The sequence below is a fragment of the Planococcus dechangensis genome, from assembly GCF_042654465.1.
Classification (GTDB): Bacteria; Bacillota; Bacilli; order Bacillales_A; family Planococcaceae; genus Planococcus; species Planococcus dechangensis.
In genome coordinates this window covers 11,925-32,278 of sequence record NZ_JBHSGL010000005.1, presented here as the reverse complement: position 1 = coordinate 32,278, position 20,354 = coordinate 11,925, and the positions used below count along the sequence as shown (strand labels likewise).

Sequence of the window (20,354 nt, the reverse complement as noted above, 5' to 3'; positions counted from 1 at the left end):
TGTAAAAATGGACATCTCAAATTAACAACTCACTGCAAAGCAATAACATTCAATTAACCTCTCAAAAGAACAGCCGTCCTTTTCCGATGATGACAGAACTGCCGCCGATCTTCACTTTCTCAATGCTGCCGACCTGGCCAGTCACCGTGATATCGATCGTACTCGGCCTACCCATCTCATAGCCTTGTTCACTGCGAATCGTGAAAACGCCAGTATCAGCTGTAGGCAAAGCACCGTGTTCAACCAAATAAGCACCGAGCGGACCGCTAGCAGCGCCAGTGGCCGGATCTTCAGCAATCCCCATGGCCGGGGCAAACATTCTTCCGTGAACCGCCGATTCAGCATCTTCTGTCTCAGTCGTAAAAGTGAAAATGTGTTGCGTGTCCGGATGGTTGCTGAAATGCCGTTCCCATACATCGAGCCGGAAATGGACACGCCGGATCGATTCAAGCGACCGCAGTGGAATGAACAAAAAAGGCACGCCGGATGATACGGTCTGAACCGGCAAATCAGGATGAAGCTCTTGCTCTGTTAAAGAAAGCAGTTGGGCTGCAAGTTTTCTGTCGTGCAATGCTTTGTTGAAAATGGGCACTGGTTGTGTCATCTCAACAGTAAGAATCTGTCCTTTGCCTTTATGGACTGATACCGGGATATCCCCGATTTGTTCTTCCAGCACCCAGTCGTTTCGGCCATCGTTTGTCTGGACCGTCTCTGATGATGCTAAAACATATGCGGCGCCAATCGTTGGGTGCCCAGCCATCGGAAGTTCCATTTGAGGCGTAAAGATCCGCAGCTTCCGGATATTTTCGCCTTTTGTCGGCGGGAACACAAACACCGTTTCGGAAAGATTCAGCTCCGCAGCGATCTTTTGCATCATTTCTGTCGTCAAATCCGGCCTTGCTTCTATAACAGCCAATTGGTTTCCGCCAAAAGGCGCAGCGGTGAATACATCTACTAATGTATAATCCAAAGTTTTCATCGCCAGGCTCCTTACTGTCCGTTTTTGTACAGCAAACTGAATGTGCTGATTCCATTCTTTTGGGGGTTGCCAAACTTTCACTAGTAGCGCCAGGATCGTTCTTTCAACCAATTATTGCTTTGTTTGATTATACCATCTCTCCAACCTGTCATCCTGCTCAAAATTGTTGCTCCATGTTCTTTACACGAACCTCGACGACCATGAAGACGGCATTTACTATTTCCACAACGACAAATTATTGAAAAACAAAAAAAGCAGCCTCTGCAAGAGAGGCTGCTTTTGTAGCGTATGGCAATATTACGTCCCAGGAGGGATTCGAACCCCCGACCGACGCCTTAGAAGGGCGTTGCTCTATCCAGCTGAGCTACTGAGACATGACTTTCCTTCTGAAAGACAATTTTAATTATAGAAATCATTCGAAGAAAAGTCAATGCTATTTCAAAAAAATATCATAATGTTTATTTCAGCCACTCCGGCATGGCTTCGCTGAGCTTGCGCAATGCTTGTCCACGGTGGGAGATGGCTGCTTTTTCTCGCGGCTCAAGTTCCGCCATGGCGCGTTCCTGCGACGGTACGTAAAAAATAGGGTCATAGCCGAAGCCGTTTTCGCCGCGGCGCAGGCGTAAGATTTCGCCTTCGCAAGAACCCGAGAAAGTCACCGTCTCTTCACCTGGTGCTGCAACCGCCAAAACACAGCGGAAACGCGCTGTACGTTCCGTATCGGGTACTTGCGCCAACTTCTCCAGCACTTTGTCGATATTGGCGTCGTCGCTTTTTTCCCCGCCGGCATAACGCGCCGAATAGACGCCCGGCTCGCCGTCCAATGCATCGATTTCAAGGCCACTGTCGTCCGCGATAACCGGTATGCCAAGTGTTTGTGCTACGCCTTCCGCTTTTAAGATCGCATTTGCTTCGAAGGTCGTTCCGGTTTCTTCGATATCCAAATCTTCAGCGACATCTTTCAATGTCAGCACTTCATAGCCTAAAGGCGCGAGCAAGGTTTCAAAGTCTTTCGCTTTTCCTTTGTTTTGTGTGGCGATGATAATTTTTTTCATGATGCTGACTCCACCTTTTCACCGATGCGATGAGCCAATTCACCGAGGGCGTGCTTCTGGATGTCGATCAATTGGCGAATGCCGTGCTCGCCAAGGTCGAGCATTTCATTCAACTCCGTACGGCTGAACGTTGCTTCTTCGCCGGTTCCTTGCATTTCCACAAATTCTCCGGATCCAGTCATCACTAAATTCATGTCAACAGCAGCCGTGGAATCTTCTGCATAGTTCAAATCCAGAATGGCTTGCTTATCGCTCGTGATGCCGACGCTTGTCGCCGCCAAATAATCCGTCACCGGAAATACCGGAATATCCAACTTGCCGAGTGCGATGGACATTGCGATAAAAGCGCCTGTAATCGACGCCGTACGTGTCCCGCCATCTGCTTGAATGACGTCGCAATCGATCCAGAGCGTACGCTCCCCGATTTTCTCCAAGTCTACGACAGCACGCAATGAACGGCCGATCAGGCGTTGGATTTCCATTGTGCGGCCGCCGAGCTTGCCGCGTGTTGCTTCACGCTGGTTGCGGCTATTGGTCGCACGCGGGAGCATGGAGTATTCAGCCGTGATCCAGCCTTTGCCCTGGCCTCTCAAAAAGCTTGGCACCCGTGATTCAATGGTGGCGGTGCAGATGACTTTCGTCTGGCCGACTGTAATCAAAACAGAGCCTTCCGGATGAATCAAATAATCCGTTTCCACTTCCACTTGGCGCAATTCATCAATTTGTCTTTCATCTATTCTTATCATGTAAAATCCTCCTCATATATTCAAAAAGCTTACCATATTTTTACCGCAACAACAAAAACCCGGCGGCTGAGCCGTCAGGTTTTCGCGAACTGGATCGAACGGATGCTAGGCTCATCAATGGCGAGCCATTTTCGGATGATCGTGCGGAAAATCTCCGTTGAACCAGAAGTATAAAATTGGTGGACAGGCGGCTTTTTGCGCTCAGCAAACTTATCTGAATAGCTTAAGTGCCGTGACACATCTTTTGCCGTTTCTTGTGCAGATGACAAGACAGTGACTGTCTTGCCAAGTTCCTGTTCGATAAACCCTTGCAACAACGGATAATGCGTGCAGCCGAGAATCGCTGTATCGAATTCCTTCGACTTGATGATGCTCAGCGTTTCCTTGACAATGCGCCGCGCAAACTCCCCTTCGTATTCATCACTTTCCACGAGCGGAACAAAACGCGGGCAGGCCAGCTGAATGACCTCGGACGACGACACAAGCGATTTGATCGCCTTTTCGTAAGCGCCGCTTTTGACGGTCCCAGCTGTCCCGAGAACCGCGATTTTTTTGGTCGATGACGATTTGATGGCGGCTCTGGCGCCAGGGAAAATAACACCGATGACCGGGATGGAAAGTTTCTTCTGAAGCGAATTGAGCGCTGCGGCTGTTGCTGTATTGCAAGCAATGACCAGCATTTTGACGTTCATTTTCACTAGCGCTTCTGCCATTTGCCATGTATAGCGCCGAACTTCTGCAAGCGGACGGGGACCATATGGACAACGCGCATTATCGCCGATATAACAGATTTTTTCATTAGGCAAAAGTTTCATAATCTCTTTGGCGACGGTCAATCCGCCGACGCCCGAATCAATGACTCCGATTGGCGCATTCAATGTCATAGCCCCGCTCCTATTTCATGTTGATATGCATTTTCTCCAATAATGACGAAAATTGCTCGACTTCTTCTTCGCTGAAATCTTCCAGAACGGTTTGTAAATAGTCCTGGCGTTTTTTGATAACTTCTTCAATGATGCGTTCGCCTTCTTTTAACAATTTGATGCGTACGACACGGCGGTCTTGTTCTTCGCGTGTCCGGACCACCAGATCGTTTTTCTCCATGCGGTCGACAAGGTCCGTCGTTGTACTGAATGCAAGAAACATTTTGTTCGACAAATCGCCGATGGTCATATCGCCATGTTCGAAAAGCCATTGCAAGGCGACGAATTGCGGCGGTGTGATGGTATAAGAATGCAGGATTTCGCGTCCCTTTTGCTTGATGATGCCGGATATGTAACGCAGTTCTTTCTCCATAAACGCCACACGCTCTAAATCATGGCGTCCGGTTAGTTTGTCTTCAGTCATAGACTCGTTTCACTCCCTAGCTGCTGTTGTTTTCTTTAATAGTGAAGCTTTCTTCCTGAGAAGGCAAGGCTTGCTTCATTTTCGCGAGGAAGTCAGACTTCCCGCACCGAGCATTTTTTTGTCTTCCGGTGTCCAAGGCGAGCCTTTGCCAGTCGTTTTGGAAATTTGGACGATGGCGCCTCTGCCGGTGAAGCATGTTTGTGATTTGTCGTTGACCACCCAATAATGGATGTCCGCTGACGAATTGCCGATGGATGCCACTTTGACATACACTTTAAGCTGTTCATCGAAAAACACTTGCCGTACAAAGTCCACTTGCATATCTGCTACAACCGGAATCAAATCGCTGTCTTTTTGCAGCCAGCTCTGCATAAGCCCGATCGACTTCATAAACTCAATTCGCGCGTACTCGAAATATGCAATCGGCACTGTGTTATTGACGTGTCCGAACATATCGGTTTCTGAAAAACGCACATGCACGGGTGCATAGAACTCGAAACCTTCCTGCCAGTGTGTAAATTCCTCTATGTATGCCGCTTTCATTCCAGTTCCCCCTATATTCAACTTCTCGTTTTTTTAGTATAGCAAAAACTGGCGTAAAGGACATCCGTTTCCATCAAGCTAGGGAGATTTCAGTGAAACAAAAAACTCCGCCATAAAGGCGGAGTGTTGATTAGTCGACCATGTGATCGCTTCCGAAGAAGTTGCGGAACATTTGGATCGTTGTATCGCGGTTCAAAGCTGCGATAGAAGTCGTCAAAGGAATTCCTTTTGGACAAGATTCAACACAGTTTTGCGAGTTACCGCAATCAGCCAATCCACCTTCGCCCATGATAGCGTTCAAGCGCTCATCACGGTTCATTGCACCAGATGGATGCGCGTTCATCAAGCGGACTTGTGAAAGCGGAGCTGCACCGATAAAATCAGATTTTTCGTTGACGTTCGGGCATGCCTCGAGGCAAACACCGCAAGTCATACATTTAGACAATTCATAAGCCCATTGGCGCTTGCGCTCAGGCATGCGTGGACCTTCGCCAAGATCATGCGTACCGTCGATCGGCACCCATGCTTTGACTTTTTTCAATGAGTCGAACATGCGGCTGCGGTCTACGATCAAATCGCGGACGACAGGGAATGTTCTCATCGGCTGAAGACGGATCGGTTGTTCCAGCTGATCGACAAGAGCTGTACACGACTGGCGTGCTTTGCCGTTGATGACCATAGAACATGCACCACATACTTCCTCAAGACAGTTCATGTCCCAGTTGACTGGAGTGGTACGTTTTCCTTCTATATTGACCGGGTTGCGTCGGATTTCCATCAATGCCGAGATGACATTCATGTTGGCGCGATATGGCAATTCGAACTTTTCCCAGTATGAGCTATCATCTGTGGAGTTTTGGCGTTCGATTTCGAAAATAACCGTTTTTGCTGCTTCACCCATGGTAAATTAGCTCCCTTCTTAAATGCTATGCTTTCGCTGAATAGTCGCGTTTGCGTGGCGGGATCAAGGAAGTATCGACTTCTTCATAATGGAAGATCGGCTCATCATAACCGTTGAATTTCGCCATTGTCGTCTTCAAGAATTCCTCATCATTACGTTCCGGGAATTCCGGTTTGTAATGGGCTCCGCGGCTTTCGTTGCGCTTCAAGGCGCCAATTGTAATGGCACGCGCAAGATGCAGCATATTTTTCAGTTGACGTGTGAACATTGCGCCTTGGTTGCTCCAAAGTTGTGTGTCAGTCATGCTGATATGGTTAAAGCGTTCAAGCAACTCGACGATCTTTTTGTCGGTTTGTTCGAGACGGTCATTATAACGTACGACTGTCACGTTGTCCGTCATCCATTCGCCAAGCTCTTTGTGCAAGATATAAGCGTTTTCAGTACCGTCAAGGGCAAGTAGCTCATCCCATTTGCGCTGCTCTTCAGCTTCGTGCTGCGCAAAGATGTCATTCGGCAAATCTTCTGCCAAAACCTCAAGTCCTTTGACGTAGTCAAGCGCATATGGTCCTGCGACCATTCCTCCGTAGATTGCAGACAGAAGCGAGTTTGCGCCGAGACGGTTTGCACCGTGCTGGGAATAATCGCATTCGCCCGCTGCCAATACGCCTGGAATGCTAGTGAACTGATGATCGTCAACCCATAGTCCGCCCATCGAATAGTGGACAGCCGGGAAGATCTTCATTGGCACTTTACGCGGATCGTCGCCTGTGAATTTCTCATAAATTTCAATGATGCCCCCAAGTTTGAGGTCGAGTTCTTTCGGATCTTTATGGGAAAGATCGAGATAAACCATGTTCTCGCCATTGATGCCGAGCTTTTGGTTAACGCATACATCGAAGATTTCACGTGTTGCGATATCACGCGGTACAAGGTTTCCATAAGCTGGATATTTCTCTTCAAGGAAATACCATGGCTTGCCGTCTTTATATGTCCAGATACGCCCGCCTTCGCCACGCGCTGATTCAGACATCAAGCGAAGCTTGTCGTCTCCAGGAATCGCTGTCGGGTGAATTTGGATGAATTCGCCGTTCGCATAATACGCGCCTTGCTGATAAACGATCGAGGCCGCAGAACCTGTGTTGATAACAGAGTTCGTGGATTTTCCGAAGATAATCCCCGGTCCGCCGGTTGCCATGATCACGGCATCAGCGCGGAACGATTTGATCTCCATTGTCGTCAAGTTCTGGGCAGTGATGCCTCTCGATACGCCTTGCTCATCAAGAACGAGGCCAAGGAATTCCCAGCCTTCGTATTTGGTGATCAAGCCTGCTACTTCATAGCGGCGGACTTGCTCATCAAGTGCATAAAGCAATTGCTGGCCGGTAGTAGCGCCTGCAAATGCCGTTCTGTGGTACATCGTGCCGCCGAAACGACGGAAATCGAGCAAACCTTCCGGCGTACGGTTGAACATGACACCCATACGGTCAAGAAGACGGATGATTTCTGGTGCAGCATCTGCCATCGCTTGAACCGGCTTTTGGTTCGCCAAAAAGTCGCCGCCATAAACGGTATCGTCAAAGTGAATTGCTGGGGAGTCCCCTTCACCTTTTGTATTCACCGCTCCGTTGATGCCGCCCTGTGCACACACAGAGTGAGATCGTTTTACCGGAACGATGGAAAATAGATCGGCAGGTGAGCCTGCTTCAGCAACTTTGATCGCTGCCATAAGACCTGCTAGGCCACCACCGATAATAGAAACTTTGCCTTTCGCCATTGTAGTATTCACTCCTCTTTTAGTTCACCAATGTTTGAACCATTCTTAAACGAACGCAAACAATGCTCTGATACCGATGATTGTTAATACAATAAAGACTAGAAGTGTGAAATAAGTTGAGTAGCGTTGTGCTTTTTCTGAAACCGTGATTCCCCACGTTACAAAGAAAGACCACAATCCGTTCGCCAAGTGGAACGTCGCAGCTACAACACCCAAGATGTAGAATACAAGCATGAATGGGTTCGACAAGATGTTTTCCATCATGCTGAAGTCCGCTTCTGCTGCACCGATTGCAACTTGGAATCTTGTCTCGAAGACGTGCCATGCGATAAAGACCACAAGGAAAATTCCCGTATAGCGCTGCGCGACAAACAACATATTACGCATATAGCTGTAATGACCCGGGTTGTTTTTCGCTGTGAACGCTATGTATAATCCGTAGAAAGCATGATACATTAGCGGCAAGTAGATGACAAAGATCTCCAAGAAGTACACGAATGGAAGATTTGCCATGAAATGAGCCGCACGGTTAAACTCCTCCACCCCTTGCGTAGCGAAATGGTTGACGATCAAATGCTGCGTCAGGAATAAACCGATCGGAATGACTCCGAGTAAAGAGTGCAGCCTGCGCATTAAAAATTCACGATTGTTATCCAAAAATTTTACCCCCCTCAAAACATTAGTTGGCAATGTGAAAAATATTCTTATATCAACAAAATATCTTCGCATTGCAATAAGCATCATGTACAAGAATATGACATATTTATTGTACTCCCCCCCTCTAGGAGCGTCAAGGCAATGAACACTTTTAGAGCAGTAGAAACGGGGCTTTCATTGGCTTTCTCGCTATATTAAATAGGTAGGAAATCATGCAAAGCTATACTTCAACAAGCTATAGCGACTGCCATAAGCGCATTTTTCAGGCTTTTCTATTCAAAACCGGGACCTGTATAACCCCGATAGAGATTTGAACAAATTGTGAATTTTTACACAAGCCGTTTTTTCCGCAAAAAAAGCCCGCTTTACGCGGGCTCAGTTGATTATTGTACGGTAGCAGGGGTTAATCCGTAGGCATCGTGAAGTGCATTGGCTGAACGCTTCATCGTATCCGACGGAACTACGACCGATATTTTGATTTCTGAGGTACTGACCATTTTCACCGGAACATCCTGCCCTCGGAGAATGTCGAACATTCTCGCTGCGACTCCAGGATTAGACACCATGCCGGAGCCGACGATCGATACTTTCGCCAAACCGGTTTCAACATCCATTGCTGTAAAGCCAATGTGCCCACGGGCTTCCGATAACACGCGCTTAGCCTCTTCTAGGCTGTCTTCTTTAATAGAGAATGACACCGATGGCGGAAACTCGTCGCTGATGCTTTGGACGATGATATCCACGTCGATCAAGTGTTGTGCAAGTGTCGTGAAAATATTGGCGAGAGAGCCATTGAAAGGTTTGCTATAGCTGACCGTAATGCGCGCAATGTCAGGTTCGAACGCTACGCCACGGACGATTAGATTTTTTTCCACTGTGATCACCTCTTGAATAGTTGTTCCCGGTTCATCCGAGTAGCTGGCACGGACCGATAAGGGCACTAAATTGTTTTTCGCGAATTCCACGGCACGTGGATGAAGGACGCCAGCTCCGAGATTGGCCAGTTCGAGCATCTCATCATACGAAATTTGTTCCAGCTTCCGTGCTCCTGTCACATAGCGCGGGTCGGAAGTATAGACGCCATCGACGTCTGTATAGATTTCGCATTTTTCCGCTTTTAAAGCAGCAGCCAAAGCGACAGCGGTCGTATCCGATCCACCGCGACCGAGCGTCGTGATATTGCCGCTACGGTCAACGCCTTGGAATCCGGCGACCACACAAAATAAGCCTGAATCGAGTGCATCTTCGAGACGCTTTGTATGGATTGTTTCGATGCGTGCATTGCGCGGGACCGATTCGGTTTCGATGCCGGCTTGCCAACCCGTAAAGCTGAGTGCGTCATGGCCTAGCTTTTTAAATGCCATCGCTAGCAAGGAAATGGTCACTTGTTCACCTGTCGCCAGCAGCATATCCATCTCCCGCTTAGGCGGCTCTTGTGAGATGTCACTTGCTAAGCCGAGTAATGCGTCTGTTGTTTTACCCATTGCCGATACGACGATGACGACGCGCTTGCCTTGTTCTTTTTCCCGGATGGCGCGTTTTGCCACACCGAGAATCTTTTCAGGAGTCGCCACAGACGTCCCCCCGAATTTCATTACGATTGTTGTCATTTCCTTCACTCCCACTTAAATTAAGTGGCCCTCAACAAAAAGGAGGCAACTCGCCGATTGCTCGGCAAGCTACCTCCCTTCTCATGTACGAATTTGTCCGTCCATGTGAGATAGCCCTCCAGAGTTTGCACTCTGACAGCCCTGCATTTCTTAAATGCAGAACCAGCGTATGCGCAAGCAGTGCGCCATACACTTCGGCGGCCGTCCCTTTCGGCATTCTTCTACGATTCTGCAAATCTCGGAATGCTTACTAATGGCGTCCGCGCCTCTATCATCACTTTTACAAGTGATTCAAATGTGGTTATACAATAACACGTTCTTATTCCTGTTGCAACGGTTGTTGCTGAAAATGCTGCTCGATTTGCTGCGCCAGCTTCTGCGGAATGCCCGCTTGCTGGATTTCTGCAGCGTTTGCTTCTTTGATTTTCCGCACAGACCCGAAATGCTTGAGCAATTGCTGTTTGCGTTTCGGACCAACACCTTCGAGGCCATCGAGTGCTGACTGGATCGAATTTTTGCCGCGCAATTGGCGGTGGAATGTAATGACAAAACGGTGGACTTCATCTTGGACGCGTTGCAATAAATAAAATGCTTCGCTCGTGCGTTTCAGCGGCACCGCTTCAACAGGGTTTCCGTAAAGAAGCTGTGAGGTCTGGTGTTTGACGTCTTTGGCCAGCCCAGCAATCGGAATGTCCAATCCGAGTTCATCTTCCAATATTTCACGCGCCGCTTCGATCTGCCCTTTGCCGCCATCGATGATGATGAGGTCAGGAAGCGGAAGGCCATCTTTCAAGACACGGCTATAGCGTCTGCGGACGACTTCCCTCATAGCCGCGTAATCATCCGGTTTCGAGCCGGTACGCGTTTTGTATTTACGGTAATCTTTTTTCGATGGTTTTCCATCCACAAAGACGACCATCGCCGATACCGCATCTGCTCCTTGGATATGGGAGTTATCAAATGCTTCGATGCGCAGCGGCGTGTGGATGTTCATCGCTTCCCCTAGATCTTTGCATGCGCCGACTGTCCGCTCTTCTTGGCGTTCAAGCAATTGGAATTTTTCTTTGATGGCGATTTCGGCATTCTTACGCGCCAACAGCACCAAATCCTTTTTCTTTCCACGCTGTGGTACTAGTACTTTAGCGCCCAACCATTCTTTTAGAAATTCTTCATCTTCTGCTTCCGGAAGCAAAATTTCCTGAGGTTTGATGTGATCCGGCTTTTCATAGAACTGCCCGAGGAACGTCAAAAATTCTTCTTCCGGGTCGCGGTAAAGCGGAAACATCGAGACTTCCCGCTCAATCAATTTGCCTTGACGGACGAAAAATACTTGCACACACATCCAGCCTTTATCAACAGCATAAGCAAAAACATCTCGATTGGTGAAATCGTTCATCGCCATCTTCTGTTTTTCCATGACCGTTTCGATATGGCTGATTTGGTCGCGGTATTCTTTCGCGCGTTCAAACTCCAGATTATCTGCAGCTTCGCTCATTTTTTGCACTAAGTCTTGCTTTACTTCGCGGAATCCCCCATTGAGGAAACGGGTGATGCCGTCAATCATTTCACGGTAGGTCTCTTTTTCAACCGGCTTGACGCACGGCGCGAGGCATTGGCCCAAATGATAATACAGGCAGACACGGTCAGGCATCGTATGGCATTTGCGTAACGGATACAAGCGATCCAAAAGCTTTTTCGTCTCGCTAGCCGCATAAGCATTCGGATAAGGGCCGAAGTACTTGCCTTTGTCTTTTTTCACTTGCCGCGTAATGACCAATTTCGGATGGCGTTCGCCTGTGATTTTCAAATACGGATAAGTTTTGTTGTCTTTCAGGCGGATATTGTATTTCGGGTCATGTTTTTTGATGAGCGTCAACTCGAGAATCAACGCTTCCTTATCGGAAGAAGTGACGATGTATTCAAAGTCTTCGATTTCGTTGACGAGCCTTTGTGTTTTCGTGTCGTGGCTGCCTGTGAAATAAGAGCGCACACGATTTTTCAACACTTTCGCTTTGCCGACATAAATGATCGTCCCTTGTCGGTCTTTCATCAAATAACAGCCCGGTTGGTCAGGTAAAACCGCCAATTTATGCTGCATCATTTGATTTATCATTTTCTCACCCTATTTAAAAAACCGGGTTCCACGAATGGGACCCGGTTTTGGAATTATGCGTGTTTTTCAACCAATTCAGCCAAAGCTTCTTTCGGACGGAAGCCGACAACTTTATCGACTGTTTCGCCATTTTTCATCAAAAGAAGTGTCGGGATGGACATGATGCCGTATTCGCTAGCTGTTTGTTGATTTTCATCAACATCCACTTTTACGATTTTAACTTTGTCGTCCATGTCTGCATCTAGTTCTTCAAGAACTGGAGCGATCATTTTACAAGGCCCGCACCATGCTGCCCAAAAGTCTACTAATACTAGACCGTCTGAAACTTCCTGTTTGAAATTCTGATCTGTTCCTTTAACGATTGCCATGTATAATTCCTCCTTAAGTGATAACCAAACTATATTGTGATTATAGCAGACGCATTATAGCGTAGCTATTTATTTGCCTAGTCTTTCCATACCCGGCTGTTGTTGCCGGTAAACGAAAGATTAAACTAAGAAGTTGAGTCTGCAGTTGCTTTCCGTTTCGGCGCTCGCTTTCCGCGGGCACAACATCAGCCGCTTCATCCCCATTTGCAGTCAAAAAAACAGCCCGCTGCTTGGCTGGCGGGCTGCCGTGATTACATGACTTTCTTGAATTCTTCAGTGAGCAACGGGATGACGTCGAAAAGGTCTCCGACGATGCCGTAGTCTGCTACTTTGAAGATGTTTGCTTCCGGGTCTTTGTTGATCGCAACGATGACTTTGGAGTTGGACATTCCTGCCATGTGCTGGATCGCCCCGGAGATTCCTGCAGCGATGTAAAGGTCAGGTGTAACGACTTTTCCTGTCTGGCCGATTTGAAGCGAGTAGTCGCAGTAATCAGCATCACATGCACCACGTGAAGCGCCGACTGCTCCTCCGAGAAGGTTGGCCAGTTCATTCAATGAATCAAAGCCTTCTTTGCTCTTGACGCCGCGTCCGCCGGCGATGATGACTTTCGCTTCCGAAAGATCGACGCCTTCTGCAGATTTGCGGACAACATTTTTAATGATTGTGCGCAAGTTCGTGATATCGACCGACAAGCTCGACACATCACCAGAGCGCTCTTCGCGTTCAAGTGGCGTGATGTTGTTCGGGCGTACGGTGATGAAGACGACGCCGTCATCTTTCAACTTCACTTTTTCGAATGCTTTACCGGAATAGATCGGGCGGATGAACACTGCATCTGCGCCTTCCCCTTCGATGTCTGTCACATCCGAGATCAAGCCGGTTTGCAACTTCGATGCGATTTTCGGTGATAAGTCTTTGCCGACAGCTGTATGGCCGAAGACAATCGCTCCTGGCTGTTCTTGTTCGATGACCGCCATGAATGCTTGGCTATAGCCATCAGATGTATAAGATTTCAAATGCGGGTGTTCGACAGTGATGACACGGTCTGCGCCGTAAGCCACCAATTCGCTGCCGAACTCGCCGACTGCTTCACCGAGCAGGACAGCGACAACTTCTCCGCCACCTGAAATTTTCTTGGCTGCAGCAATTGCTTCAAATGATACGTTGCGCAATGCGCCTTCACGCGTTTCGCCCAATACTAATACTTTTTTCGACATAGTCCGTTAACCCCCTAAGTAGATGTGAAAATAAATGATTGGCGTACGTTTATATAACTTTCGCTTCGCTGCGAAGCAAGCTGACCAGTTCAGAAACTTGTTGTGGAATTTCGCCTTCCAGAATGCGGCCGGCCTGTTTTTTCGGCGGCAAGTAAACTTCGATTGTTTGCGTTTTCGCTTCAACATCTTCTTCTTCGATATCAAGATCATCAAGCTCAAGCTCTTCAAGCGGCTTTTTCTTCGCTTTCATGATCCCAGGTAGCGATGGATAACGCGGCTCGTTCAAGCCTTGCTGAGCCGTTACCAATAATGGCAATGATGTTTCAAGCTCTTCTGCATCGCCTTCGATGTCACGGATGATTTTCACCGTATCGCCATCGATTTCGAGGCTGGTGATCGTCGTCACGTAGTTGATGTCGAGTAAATCAGCGACACGCGGCCCGACTTGTCCAGATCCACCGTCAATTGCAACGTTTCCTGCCAAGATCAAGTCCGCTTCTTTGTCTTTCAAATACTCTGCCAATATGTAAGCTGAAGTAAACTGATCAAGCTCTTCTACATCATCTTCTGTATTGATCAAGACCGCTTTGTCAGCGCCCATTGCAAGTGCTGTGCGCAATTGCTTTTCTGCTTCTTCGTCGCCGATCGTGACTACCGTCACTTCGCCGCCGTGAGCGTCGCGGACTGTAATTGCTTCTTCAATCGCATACTCGTCATATGGGTTGATGATGAACTCGGCGCCATCTTCTTGAATCTGGCCACCAGAAACCACTAGCTTTTCTTCTGTGTCGAATGTGCGTTTTACCAATACATAAATGTTCATGAACGTAAACCTCCCAAGTATTATTTCCCTTTGAATTGTGCTTCTCGTTTTTCCAGGAATGCTCCAATGCCTTCTTTGGCGTCTTCAGATACGAATACCGTACCGAAAGAATCCGCTTCTGCTTTAACTCCTTCATGATAAGCTGCATGTTTCGAATACTGCAGCATATCGATAGCCGCTTTCACGGAAACGGGGCTTTTTTTCGCAATCTTCTTCGCAATTGAAAGCGTTTGCGGAAGAAGGTCTTCTTCGCCGTAAGCGCGGTTCGCTAGGCCAAGCTGTGCTGCTTCTGTTCCCGAAATCGGATCGCTCGTCAATAGCATTTCAGCAGCCTTAGCGACGCCGACAAAACGCGGCAATCGCTGCGTTCCTGCAAATCCTGGGATCAAGCCCAATTGAAGTTCAGGCAATCCTAGTTTAGCATTTTCCGTTACAAAACGCATATGGCAACTCATGGCAAGTTCCAAGCCGCCGCCAAGTGCTGCTCCGTGGATTGCCGCAATGACCGGCTTGTGGAAAGTTTCCACACGCTCGAACACAGCTTGTCCGCTCGCGGACAGTTTCGAGAATTCTTCGCCCGAAGTTACTTTCGTGAACTCCTTGATGTCAGCTCCTGCAGAGAAAAAGCGGCCTTCTCCGTGCAAGACGATCGCGCGTACATCGGCGTCGTTTTCCACTTCATTCAAAAGTTCATCCACTTCCAAAATCAATGCGCGCGACAAGGCGTTTGCCGGCGGACGATTGATCGTGGCAATGGCTACTCCATCTTCTTTTTTCCACGTGATAAATTCCATCTGCTCATCCCTTCCCTTATGCTTGCATGCCTTTTAGCAACAAACGCTGTACTTTTGGTGCTAGTTCGACCAAATCATACTTGTGTTCGTTCATCACCCACGTAGTTATGGTCTCATCCATTGTACCAAAAACCATCTGGCGGGCTAGACGAATATCCATATTTTGATCAAACTCGCCTGATTCTATGCCGCTGATGAGAATTTGGTCCATCAACTTCAAATAACCGCGGAGCACATTATTGATTTTTATACGGATTTCATGATTGGACTGCCGGAGCTCGAGTTGCGTTACGATCGCTAAATGCAAATCGCCCGCTAGTAAGCTGAAATGGCTGTTGATCATCATCCCGAGCTTATCGGCAGCTGAGGCGTCTTGTGCGATGATTTTTTCCAATTCACTTACGAACACGCCCATTTTTTCCTGGAACACGGAAATGAGGATATCTTCTTTGTTTTTGAAATACAGATAAATAGTTCCATCTGCTACACCGGCTTGCTTGGCAATTTTCGAAACTTGCGCTTGGTGATAGCCGTTTTCTGCGATGACGATTACGGCAGCATCGATGATCTGTTTGTATTTCGGTTTATCTTTTCTTACCATCGTTTCACCACCCAAAAAAATATGAAAATATGAATGGCGATTCATTCATATTTTCATATTATCGTTTTGTTGTATATGTGTCAAGCTTTTACCGATTTATGAAGGAACGGCTTCGTCCCGTTTGGCGACTTCCTCGTCTACCAATGAGCGGCGGAGGATTTTCCCGACTGCTGTCTTCGGCAGTTCTTTGCGGAACTCATAAATACGCGGAACTTTAAATGCTGCCAGATGCTCTCGGCAATGCTTGTCGAGTTGTTCTTCTGTAACAGTATACCCCTCTTTCAGGACAATGTATGCTTTTACCGTTTCTCCGCGATAAGGATCAGGGATTCCGGCAACGACACATTCCTGGATCGCTTCATGCTCGTAAAGAATTTCTTCGATCTCACGCGGGTAAATATTAAAGCCGCCGGCTATGATCATGTCTTTTTTCCGGTCAACGATAAAGAATTGGCCTTCATCATTCATGTAGCCTAGGTCCCCTGTCAATAACCAGCCGTCGACAATCGTGGCAGCAGTATCATCTGGGCGGTTCCAGTAGCCTTTCATCACTTGAGGGCCTTTAATGGCAATTTCACCGATTTCACCGTTTGGAACCGGTTCAGTTGTTCCTGGTAAAAAGATTTCACTATCTGTATCCGGATACGGCATACCGATCGAGCCTTTTGTCCGTTCGCCCCATACAAGATTCGAGTGACTGACTGGTGAAGTTTCCGTCAGGCCATAGCCTTCGACGAGCTTGCCTCCGGTGATGCGCTCAAACTTCTCTTGGACTTCTGTCGGCAGTGGCGCCGATCCGCTCAAACATGCTTCAATAGAAGACAAATCATATTTGGCGATGTCCGGATGGTTCAATAAGCCGATATAAAGTGTCGGTGCGCCTGGGAACAGTGTCGGTTTTTGCTTGTTGATCGTTTTCAAGGCTTGCTCCGGATCGAATTTCGGCAGCAGTACCATCTTATTCCCTTGCATGACCGACAAGATCAACACCGTCGTCAAGCCATATACGTGGAACAGCGGGATGATACCCATGATCGTTTCTTCGCCGCGCGTCGACTTGTAAAGCCAAGCATCGCACATCGTTGCGTTGGAAATCAAATTGCGATGCGTCAGCATGACGCCTTTAGGCGAACCAGTCGTTCCTCCTGTATATTGCAAAAGCGCCAAATCTTCCTCAAAATCAAACGGCGGCTCTGAAATATTTGGACTAGCGGTTTTCATGATTTCCGTAAACAAATGATTGAGGCCGCGATGCTCGACTTTCACGACCATGCCGTATTGTTTTTTCTGGATAAATGGATATACCAGGTTTTTCGGAAATGCCAAGTAATCTTTGATGCCGGTGATGATGACATTTTCGAGCTTTGTTTCTTTCAGCACTTTATTGATGCGCGGGAATAGAATATCAAGGGAGATGATGGCTTTGGCACCTGAGTCGTTCATCTGGTAAGAAATTTCACGTTCGGTATAAAGCGGATTGGTCATAACGACAACACCGCCTGCATAAAGTATTCCATAGAAACTGATGACCGCCTGTGGGCAGTTTGGCAGCATGATGGATACACGGTCGCCTTTTTGGATGCCGAGCTTTTGGAGATAATTCGCCATCTTCATGGCAGATTGGTAAAGCTCCTCGTAACTGACATCTTTTCCAAGAAAATGAATTGCCGTCTTCTGTGGAAAATCTTCGTAAGCTTTTGTCAAATATTCCTGTACCGGTATGCTGGGATATGTGAGCGTGTGCGGAACTTCTGGCGGGTAATGAGCCAACCACGGTTTATTAGACATACTTTCTACCTCCCCTTATTTATCGGAATCATGAGAATATTCCTAATTTTATTATAAAGAAAGATGGCAGCGCTTTCAAACTTTATTTTTAATATCATTTTTTCTAATAAAAAAACGGCGCAATGGCCGCTTTTAAAAAACAAACAGAAAAACAATTCCTACTAATACGAACAAGATGCAAAAAACAATTAAAATTTTAATGAGGTTTTCCATGCGTTCCAACTCCTATGAAATACTTGCGCCAATGACGAAAGACAAACCGATTGAAATCGTCATCGAAATCAAGCCGACTGAGCGGTTATCACGCGCAATCTCTTCATCGACTTTGAATTTCGGCGTCAAAAATTCAAACAGCATATAGGCAAAAATCAACAGCGTAAATCCGAACAAGCCCCAGCCGATCATTTCCAGGAGCGTGGAATGCTGTTCGATAGAAAAACGAAAAATGTTCGTGACGCCGAAAATCTTCCCGCCGGTTGCCATCGCCACGGCGAGGTTGCCGCTTTTGATTTCTTCCCAGTTGTTATATTTCGTCACTGCTTCAAAAAGCGCCATCGCTACAATCAAGCATAAAACGACAACACTGAAATATCCTGCCGTCTCAACGAGAGGATGAGTCCAAAATCCATCTTCGAACATCTTCAACCTTCCTTTCCGGTGCTTACTTTAATTCAGCGACCGTTACACCTGAACCGCCTTCGCCTGCTTCACCGAAACGGTAGCTTTTCACGCGCGGATGTTTTTTCAAATACTGCTGTACGCCTTGACGAAGCGCGCCGGTTCCTTTGCCGTGGATGATCGATACTTGGTGGTAATTCGAAAGCAGCGCATCGTCCAAATATTTCTCCACGCGCGACAACGCATCTTCATATCGCTCGCCACGCAAGTCGAGTTCCATCTTCGTATAGCCGTCGCGCCCTTTTAAAGTGGTCATCGTGCGCGTTTGTTTTTGCTTTTCAGGTTTTGTGTAATTGAGGTCTGACTCAGGCAGCTTCATTTTCAAGATGCCGACTTGAACGATCCATTCATGGTCGGATACTTTTTCCAGCAGCGTGCCTTTTTGCCCGAACGACAGCACTTTCACTTCATCATTCGGTTTCAACGGCACCGGCTCGTTGATCTTTTTCGCCTTTTTCAATACACGGTTTTCAGGCGTCGCATTTTCCAGACGCTTTTTCGCATCGATCAGTTGGTGCTCTTTGATACCGGTCTGCTGCGTCAACTGCATCTTGCGCAACTCGCTGATAACAGCTTCCGCTTCTGCACGAGCCTGCTCAACAATTTTCCGTGCTTTGTCTTTCGCTTTGTCTTCCAGTTGTTCCTGGCGGCTTTCGTAATCCGCCAAACGTTTCGCCAAGTCGTCTTTCAATAGTTCCGATTGTTCGAGAACGGCTTTTGTTTCTTCGGCATCATGCTCCGCTTCCCGGCGGCTCTTCTCTAGTGATGCGATCATTGAATCGACTTCTTTGCGGTCGGTGCCGGTGAAGCTTTTCGCATGTGCAATGATATGCTCGGGCAAGCCGAGACGCTTCGAAATTTCGAATGCGTTGCTGCGGCCTGGAACACCGATCAACAGACGGTAGGTCGGGCTCAATGTCTCTACATCGAATTCGACACTGGCATTGGCGACTCCTTCCCGGTTATAGCCATAAGCTTTCAGTTCCGGATAATGAGTGGTGGCAATGACGCGCGCACCTCTGCCATGAACTTCATCGAGCAAAGAAATTGCCAAAGCTGCTCCTTCTTGCGGGTCGGTACCTGCCCCGAGTTCATCGAAAATGACCAGCGAGTTCTCGTCGAATTTCTCCAAGATATCGACGATGTTGACCATATGGGAAGAAAACGTACTCAAGCTTTGCTCGATCGATTGCTCGTCCCCGATATCCGCGAAGATCTGATCGAATACCGCGAGTTCCGAACCTTCGAGCGCCGGCACCGGAATGCCTGCTTGTGCCATCAATGTCGCTAGGCCGACCGTTTTCAAGGTAACGGTCTTGCCCCCCGTATTCGGGCCAGTGATGACGATAGCCGTAATGTCGCGGCCGAACTCGATATCATTCGGCACGACTTCTTCCTGTGGGATGAGCGGGTGGCGCGCTTTTTTCAAATTGATATAACCTTCTGTATTCATGTCTGGCTTGGAGCATTTATGCGTCTGTCCATATTTCGCTTTCGCTAATATGAGATCGACTTCAGCCAATACCCCCACCAAGGTGAATAAGTCATGGGCGACTTCCTGCACTTCGGCGGATAGCATTTGCAAGATGCGGTCGATTTCATCTTTTTCTTTCAGTTTGAGGCGGCGCACTTCGTTGTTGGCCTGCACAACCGCATCCGGTTCGATAAACAAAGTCTGCCCTGAAGACGATTGATCGTGGACAATGCCGCCGTAATGGCTTCTGTATTCCTGCTTGACCGGTATGACGAAGCGGTCGTTGCGGATCGTCACGATGGAATCCGACAGCATTTTCGAGGCATTGCGCCCGCGAATCAAACTCTCCAGCTTTTCGCGCACGCGGCTTTCCTGCGCACGCAGCGACTGTCGGATGCTGCGCAGTTCAGCACTGGCGCTGTCGACAACCATCCCGTTATCATCAATGCACGCATTGATGTCATGTTCCAGCTGTGTCAAAATCGGCATGCTTTCTTTCTTTTCCATGAAATGGGGAATTCTGATATCCCCTTCTTGGTCGATTGCTTCCAGAAAATGGCGCAAAATCCGGCTGGCCCTGATGGTAGCGGAAACTTCCATCAATTCCACTGGGCTCAAGGTTCCGCCGATCTGCGCGCGTTTGGCATGGGGGCGAATATCGAATATCCCGCCCATCGGCACATTGTTTTTGATGCGCAGAACTTGGTAGGCTTCATCCATTTCTTCTAGCAAACGGTTTACTTCCGCAATGTCTGTCGACGGCAATAGCCCTTTCACTAAGTCTTTGCCGAGTGATGAGGTGCAAAACGCTGCCACAGCTTCACGGATTTTATAGAATTCGAGAGTTCGTAATGCGCGCTCCGCGATCATATAAACTCCTCCT

The 20,354-nt window shown here is 47.9% G+C and carries 19 protein-coding genes, 1 tRNA gene and 1 riboswitch; all 20 genes read right to left on the bottom strand.

All coding sequences use genetic code 11. The annotated features are described in order from the left end of the window. Positions 1-61 precede the first annotated feature (61 nt). The 20 genes from ACFO5U_RS03195 to ACFO5U_RS03100 all read right to left on the bottom strand — a co-directional run bounded on the left by ACFO5U_RS03195 (position 62) and on the right by ACFO5U_RS03100 (position 20,341). Positions 62-979 (bottom strand): PhzF family phenazine biosynthesis protein, encoded by a 918-nt coding sequence (locus ACFO5U_RS03195; RefSeq protein WP_377276654.1) that lies wholly within the window; start codon positions 977-979, stop codon positions 62-64. A gap of 300 nt (positions 980-1,279) precedes the next feature. Next, a tRNA-Arg gene (locus tag ACFO5U_RS03190) sits at positions 1,280-1,353 on the bottom strand. A gap of 84 nt (positions 1,354-1,437) precedes the next feature. Further along, the gene (locus ACFO5U_RS03185) at positions 1,438-2,034 is read right to left on the bottom strand and encodes an XTP/dITP diphosphatase (RefSeq protein ID WP_377276653.1); all 597 of its coding nucleotides are present in this window, start codon (positions 2,032-2,034) and stop codon (positions 1,438-1,440) included. Continuing rightward, positions 2,031-2,780: a ribonuclease PH gene (gene rph / locus ACFO5U_RS03180; protein WP_377276651.1), complete on the bottom strand. Its 750-nt coding sequence runs from the start codon at positions 2,778-2,780 to the stop codon at positions 2,031-2,033. The genes ACFO5U_RS03185 and rph overlap by 4 nt, the downstream gene beginning before the upstream one ends. Positions 2,781-2,854: 74 nt before the next feature. Continuing rightward, on the bottom strand, positions 2,855-3,658 hold the full coding sequence (racE, locus tag ACFO5U_RS03175; RefSeq protein WP_377279443.1) for a glutamate racemase: 804 nt from the start codon (positions 3,656-3,658) through the stop codon (positions 2,855-2,857). A gap of 16 nt (positions 3,659-3,674) precedes the next feature. Continuing rightward, on the bottom strand, positions 3,675-4,127 hold the full coding sequence (locus tag ACFO5U_RS03170; RefSeq protein ID WP_377276650.1) for a MarR family winged helix-turn-helix transcriptional regulator: 453 nt from the start codon (positions 4,125-4,127) through the stop codon (positions 3,675-3,677). 75 nt (positions 4,128-4,202) lie between these two features. Beyond that, a complete protein-coding gene (locus tag ACFO5U_RS03165; protein WP_377276649.1) occupies positions 4,203-4,670 on the bottom strand; it encodes an acyl-CoA thioesterase in 468 nt (155 codons plus the stop codon). Positions 4,671-4,800: 130 nt separating this feature from the next. After that, positions 4,801-5,571, bottom strand: coding sequence for a succinate dehydrogenase iron-sulfur subunit (sdhB, locus tag ACFO5U_RS03160; RefSeq protein WP_377276647.1), 771 nt, complete (start codon positions 5,569-5,571; stop codon positions 4,801-4,803). Positions 5,572-5,596: 25 nt separating this feature from the next. Beyond that, positions 5,597-7,345: a succinate dehydrogenase flavoprotein subunit gene (gene sdhA / locus ACFO5U_RS03155; protein WP_377276646.1), complete on the bottom strand. Its 1,749-nt coding sequence runs from the start codon at positions 7,343-7,345 to the stop codon at positions 5,597-5,599. A 45-nt stretch (positions 7,346-7,390) separates the two neighbouring features. Further along, positions 7,391-8,002 (bottom strand): succinate dehydrogenase cytochrome b558 subunit, encoded by a 612-nt coding sequence (locus ACFO5U_RS03150; RefSeq protein ID WP_377276644.1) that lies wholly within the window; start codon positions 8,000-8,002, stop codon positions 7,391-7,393. 383 nt (positions 8,003-8,385) lie between these two features. Further along, positions 8,386-9,612, bottom strand: a complete 1,227-nt coding sequence (locus ACFO5U_RS03145; protein WP_377276642.1) for an aspartate kinase — start codon at positions 9,610-9,612, stop codon at positions 8,386-8,388. A 103-nt stretch (positions 9,613-9,715) separates the two neighbouring features. Then, positions 9,716-9,891: riboswitch (Lysine riboswitch) on the bottom strand. 40 nt (positions 9,892-9,931) lie between these two features. Next, complete coding sequence (uvrC, locus tag ACFO5U_RS03140) at positions 9,932-11,725, bottom strand: excinuclease ABC subunit UvrC (RefSeq protein ID WP_377276640.1); 1,794 nt, start codon at positions 11,723-11,725, stop codon at positions 9,932-9,934. A 53-nt stretch (positions 11,726-11,778) separates the two neighbouring features. Further along, positions 11,779-12,093: a thioredoxin gene (trxA, locus tag ACFO5U_RS03135; protein WP_377276639.1), complete on the bottom strand. Its 315-nt coding sequence runs from the start codon at positions 12,091-12,093 to the stop codon at positions 11,779-11,781. A 251-nt stretch (positions 12,094-12,344) separates the two neighbouring features. Then, positions 12,345-13,313: an electron transfer flavoprotein subunit alpha/FixB family protein gene (locus ACFO5U_RS03130; protein ID WP_377276637.1), complete on the bottom strand. Its 969-nt coding sequence runs from the start codon at positions 13,311-13,313 to the stop codon at positions 12,345-12,347. A gap of 49 nt (positions 13,314-13,362) precedes the next feature. Then, on the bottom strand, positions 13,363-14,136 hold the full coding sequence (locus tag ACFO5U_RS03125; protein WP_377276636.1) for an electron transfer flavoprotein subunit beta/FixA family protein: 774 nt from the start codon (positions 14,134-14,136) through the stop codon (positions 13,363-13,365). 20 nt (positions 14,137-14,156) lie between these two features. After that, positions 14,157-14,930 (bottom strand): enoyl-CoA hydratase, encoded by a 774-nt coding sequence (locus tag ACFO5U_RS03120; RefSeq protein ID WP_377276634.1) that lies wholly within the window; start codon positions 14,928-14,930, stop codon positions 14,157-14,159. Between the two features lie 16 nt (positions 14,931-14,946). Further along, positions 14,947-15,531, bottom strand: a complete 585-nt coding sequence (locus tag ACFO5U_RS03115) for a TetR/AcrR family transcriptional regulator (protein WP_377276632.1) — start codon at positions 15,529-15,531, stop codon at positions 14,947-14,949. Between the two features lie 96 nt (positions 15,532-15,627). Beyond that, the gene (locus tag ACFO5U_RS03110) at positions 15,628-17,319 is read right to left on the bottom strand and encodes an AMP-binding protein (RefSeq protein WP_377276630.1); all 1,692 of its coding nucleotides are present in this window, start codon (positions 17,317-17,319) and stop codon (positions 15,628-15,630) included. Between the two features lie 225 nt (positions 17,320-17,544). Continuing rightward, positions 17,545-17,958 carry a DUF350 domain-containing protein gene (locus tag ACFO5U_RS03105; protein WP_377276629.1) on the bottom strand — a complete coding sequence of 138 codons (414 nt, stop codon included), beginning with the start codon at positions 17,956-17,958 and terminating at the stop codon, positions 17,545-17,547. 22 nt (positions 17,959-17,980) lie between these two features. After that, entirely contained in the window at positions 17,981-20,341 is a 2,361-nt protein-coding gene (locus ACFO5U_RS03100) for an endonuclease MutS2 (protein WP_377276627.1), read from the bottom strand. Positions 20,342-20,354: the final 13 nt, after the last annotated feature.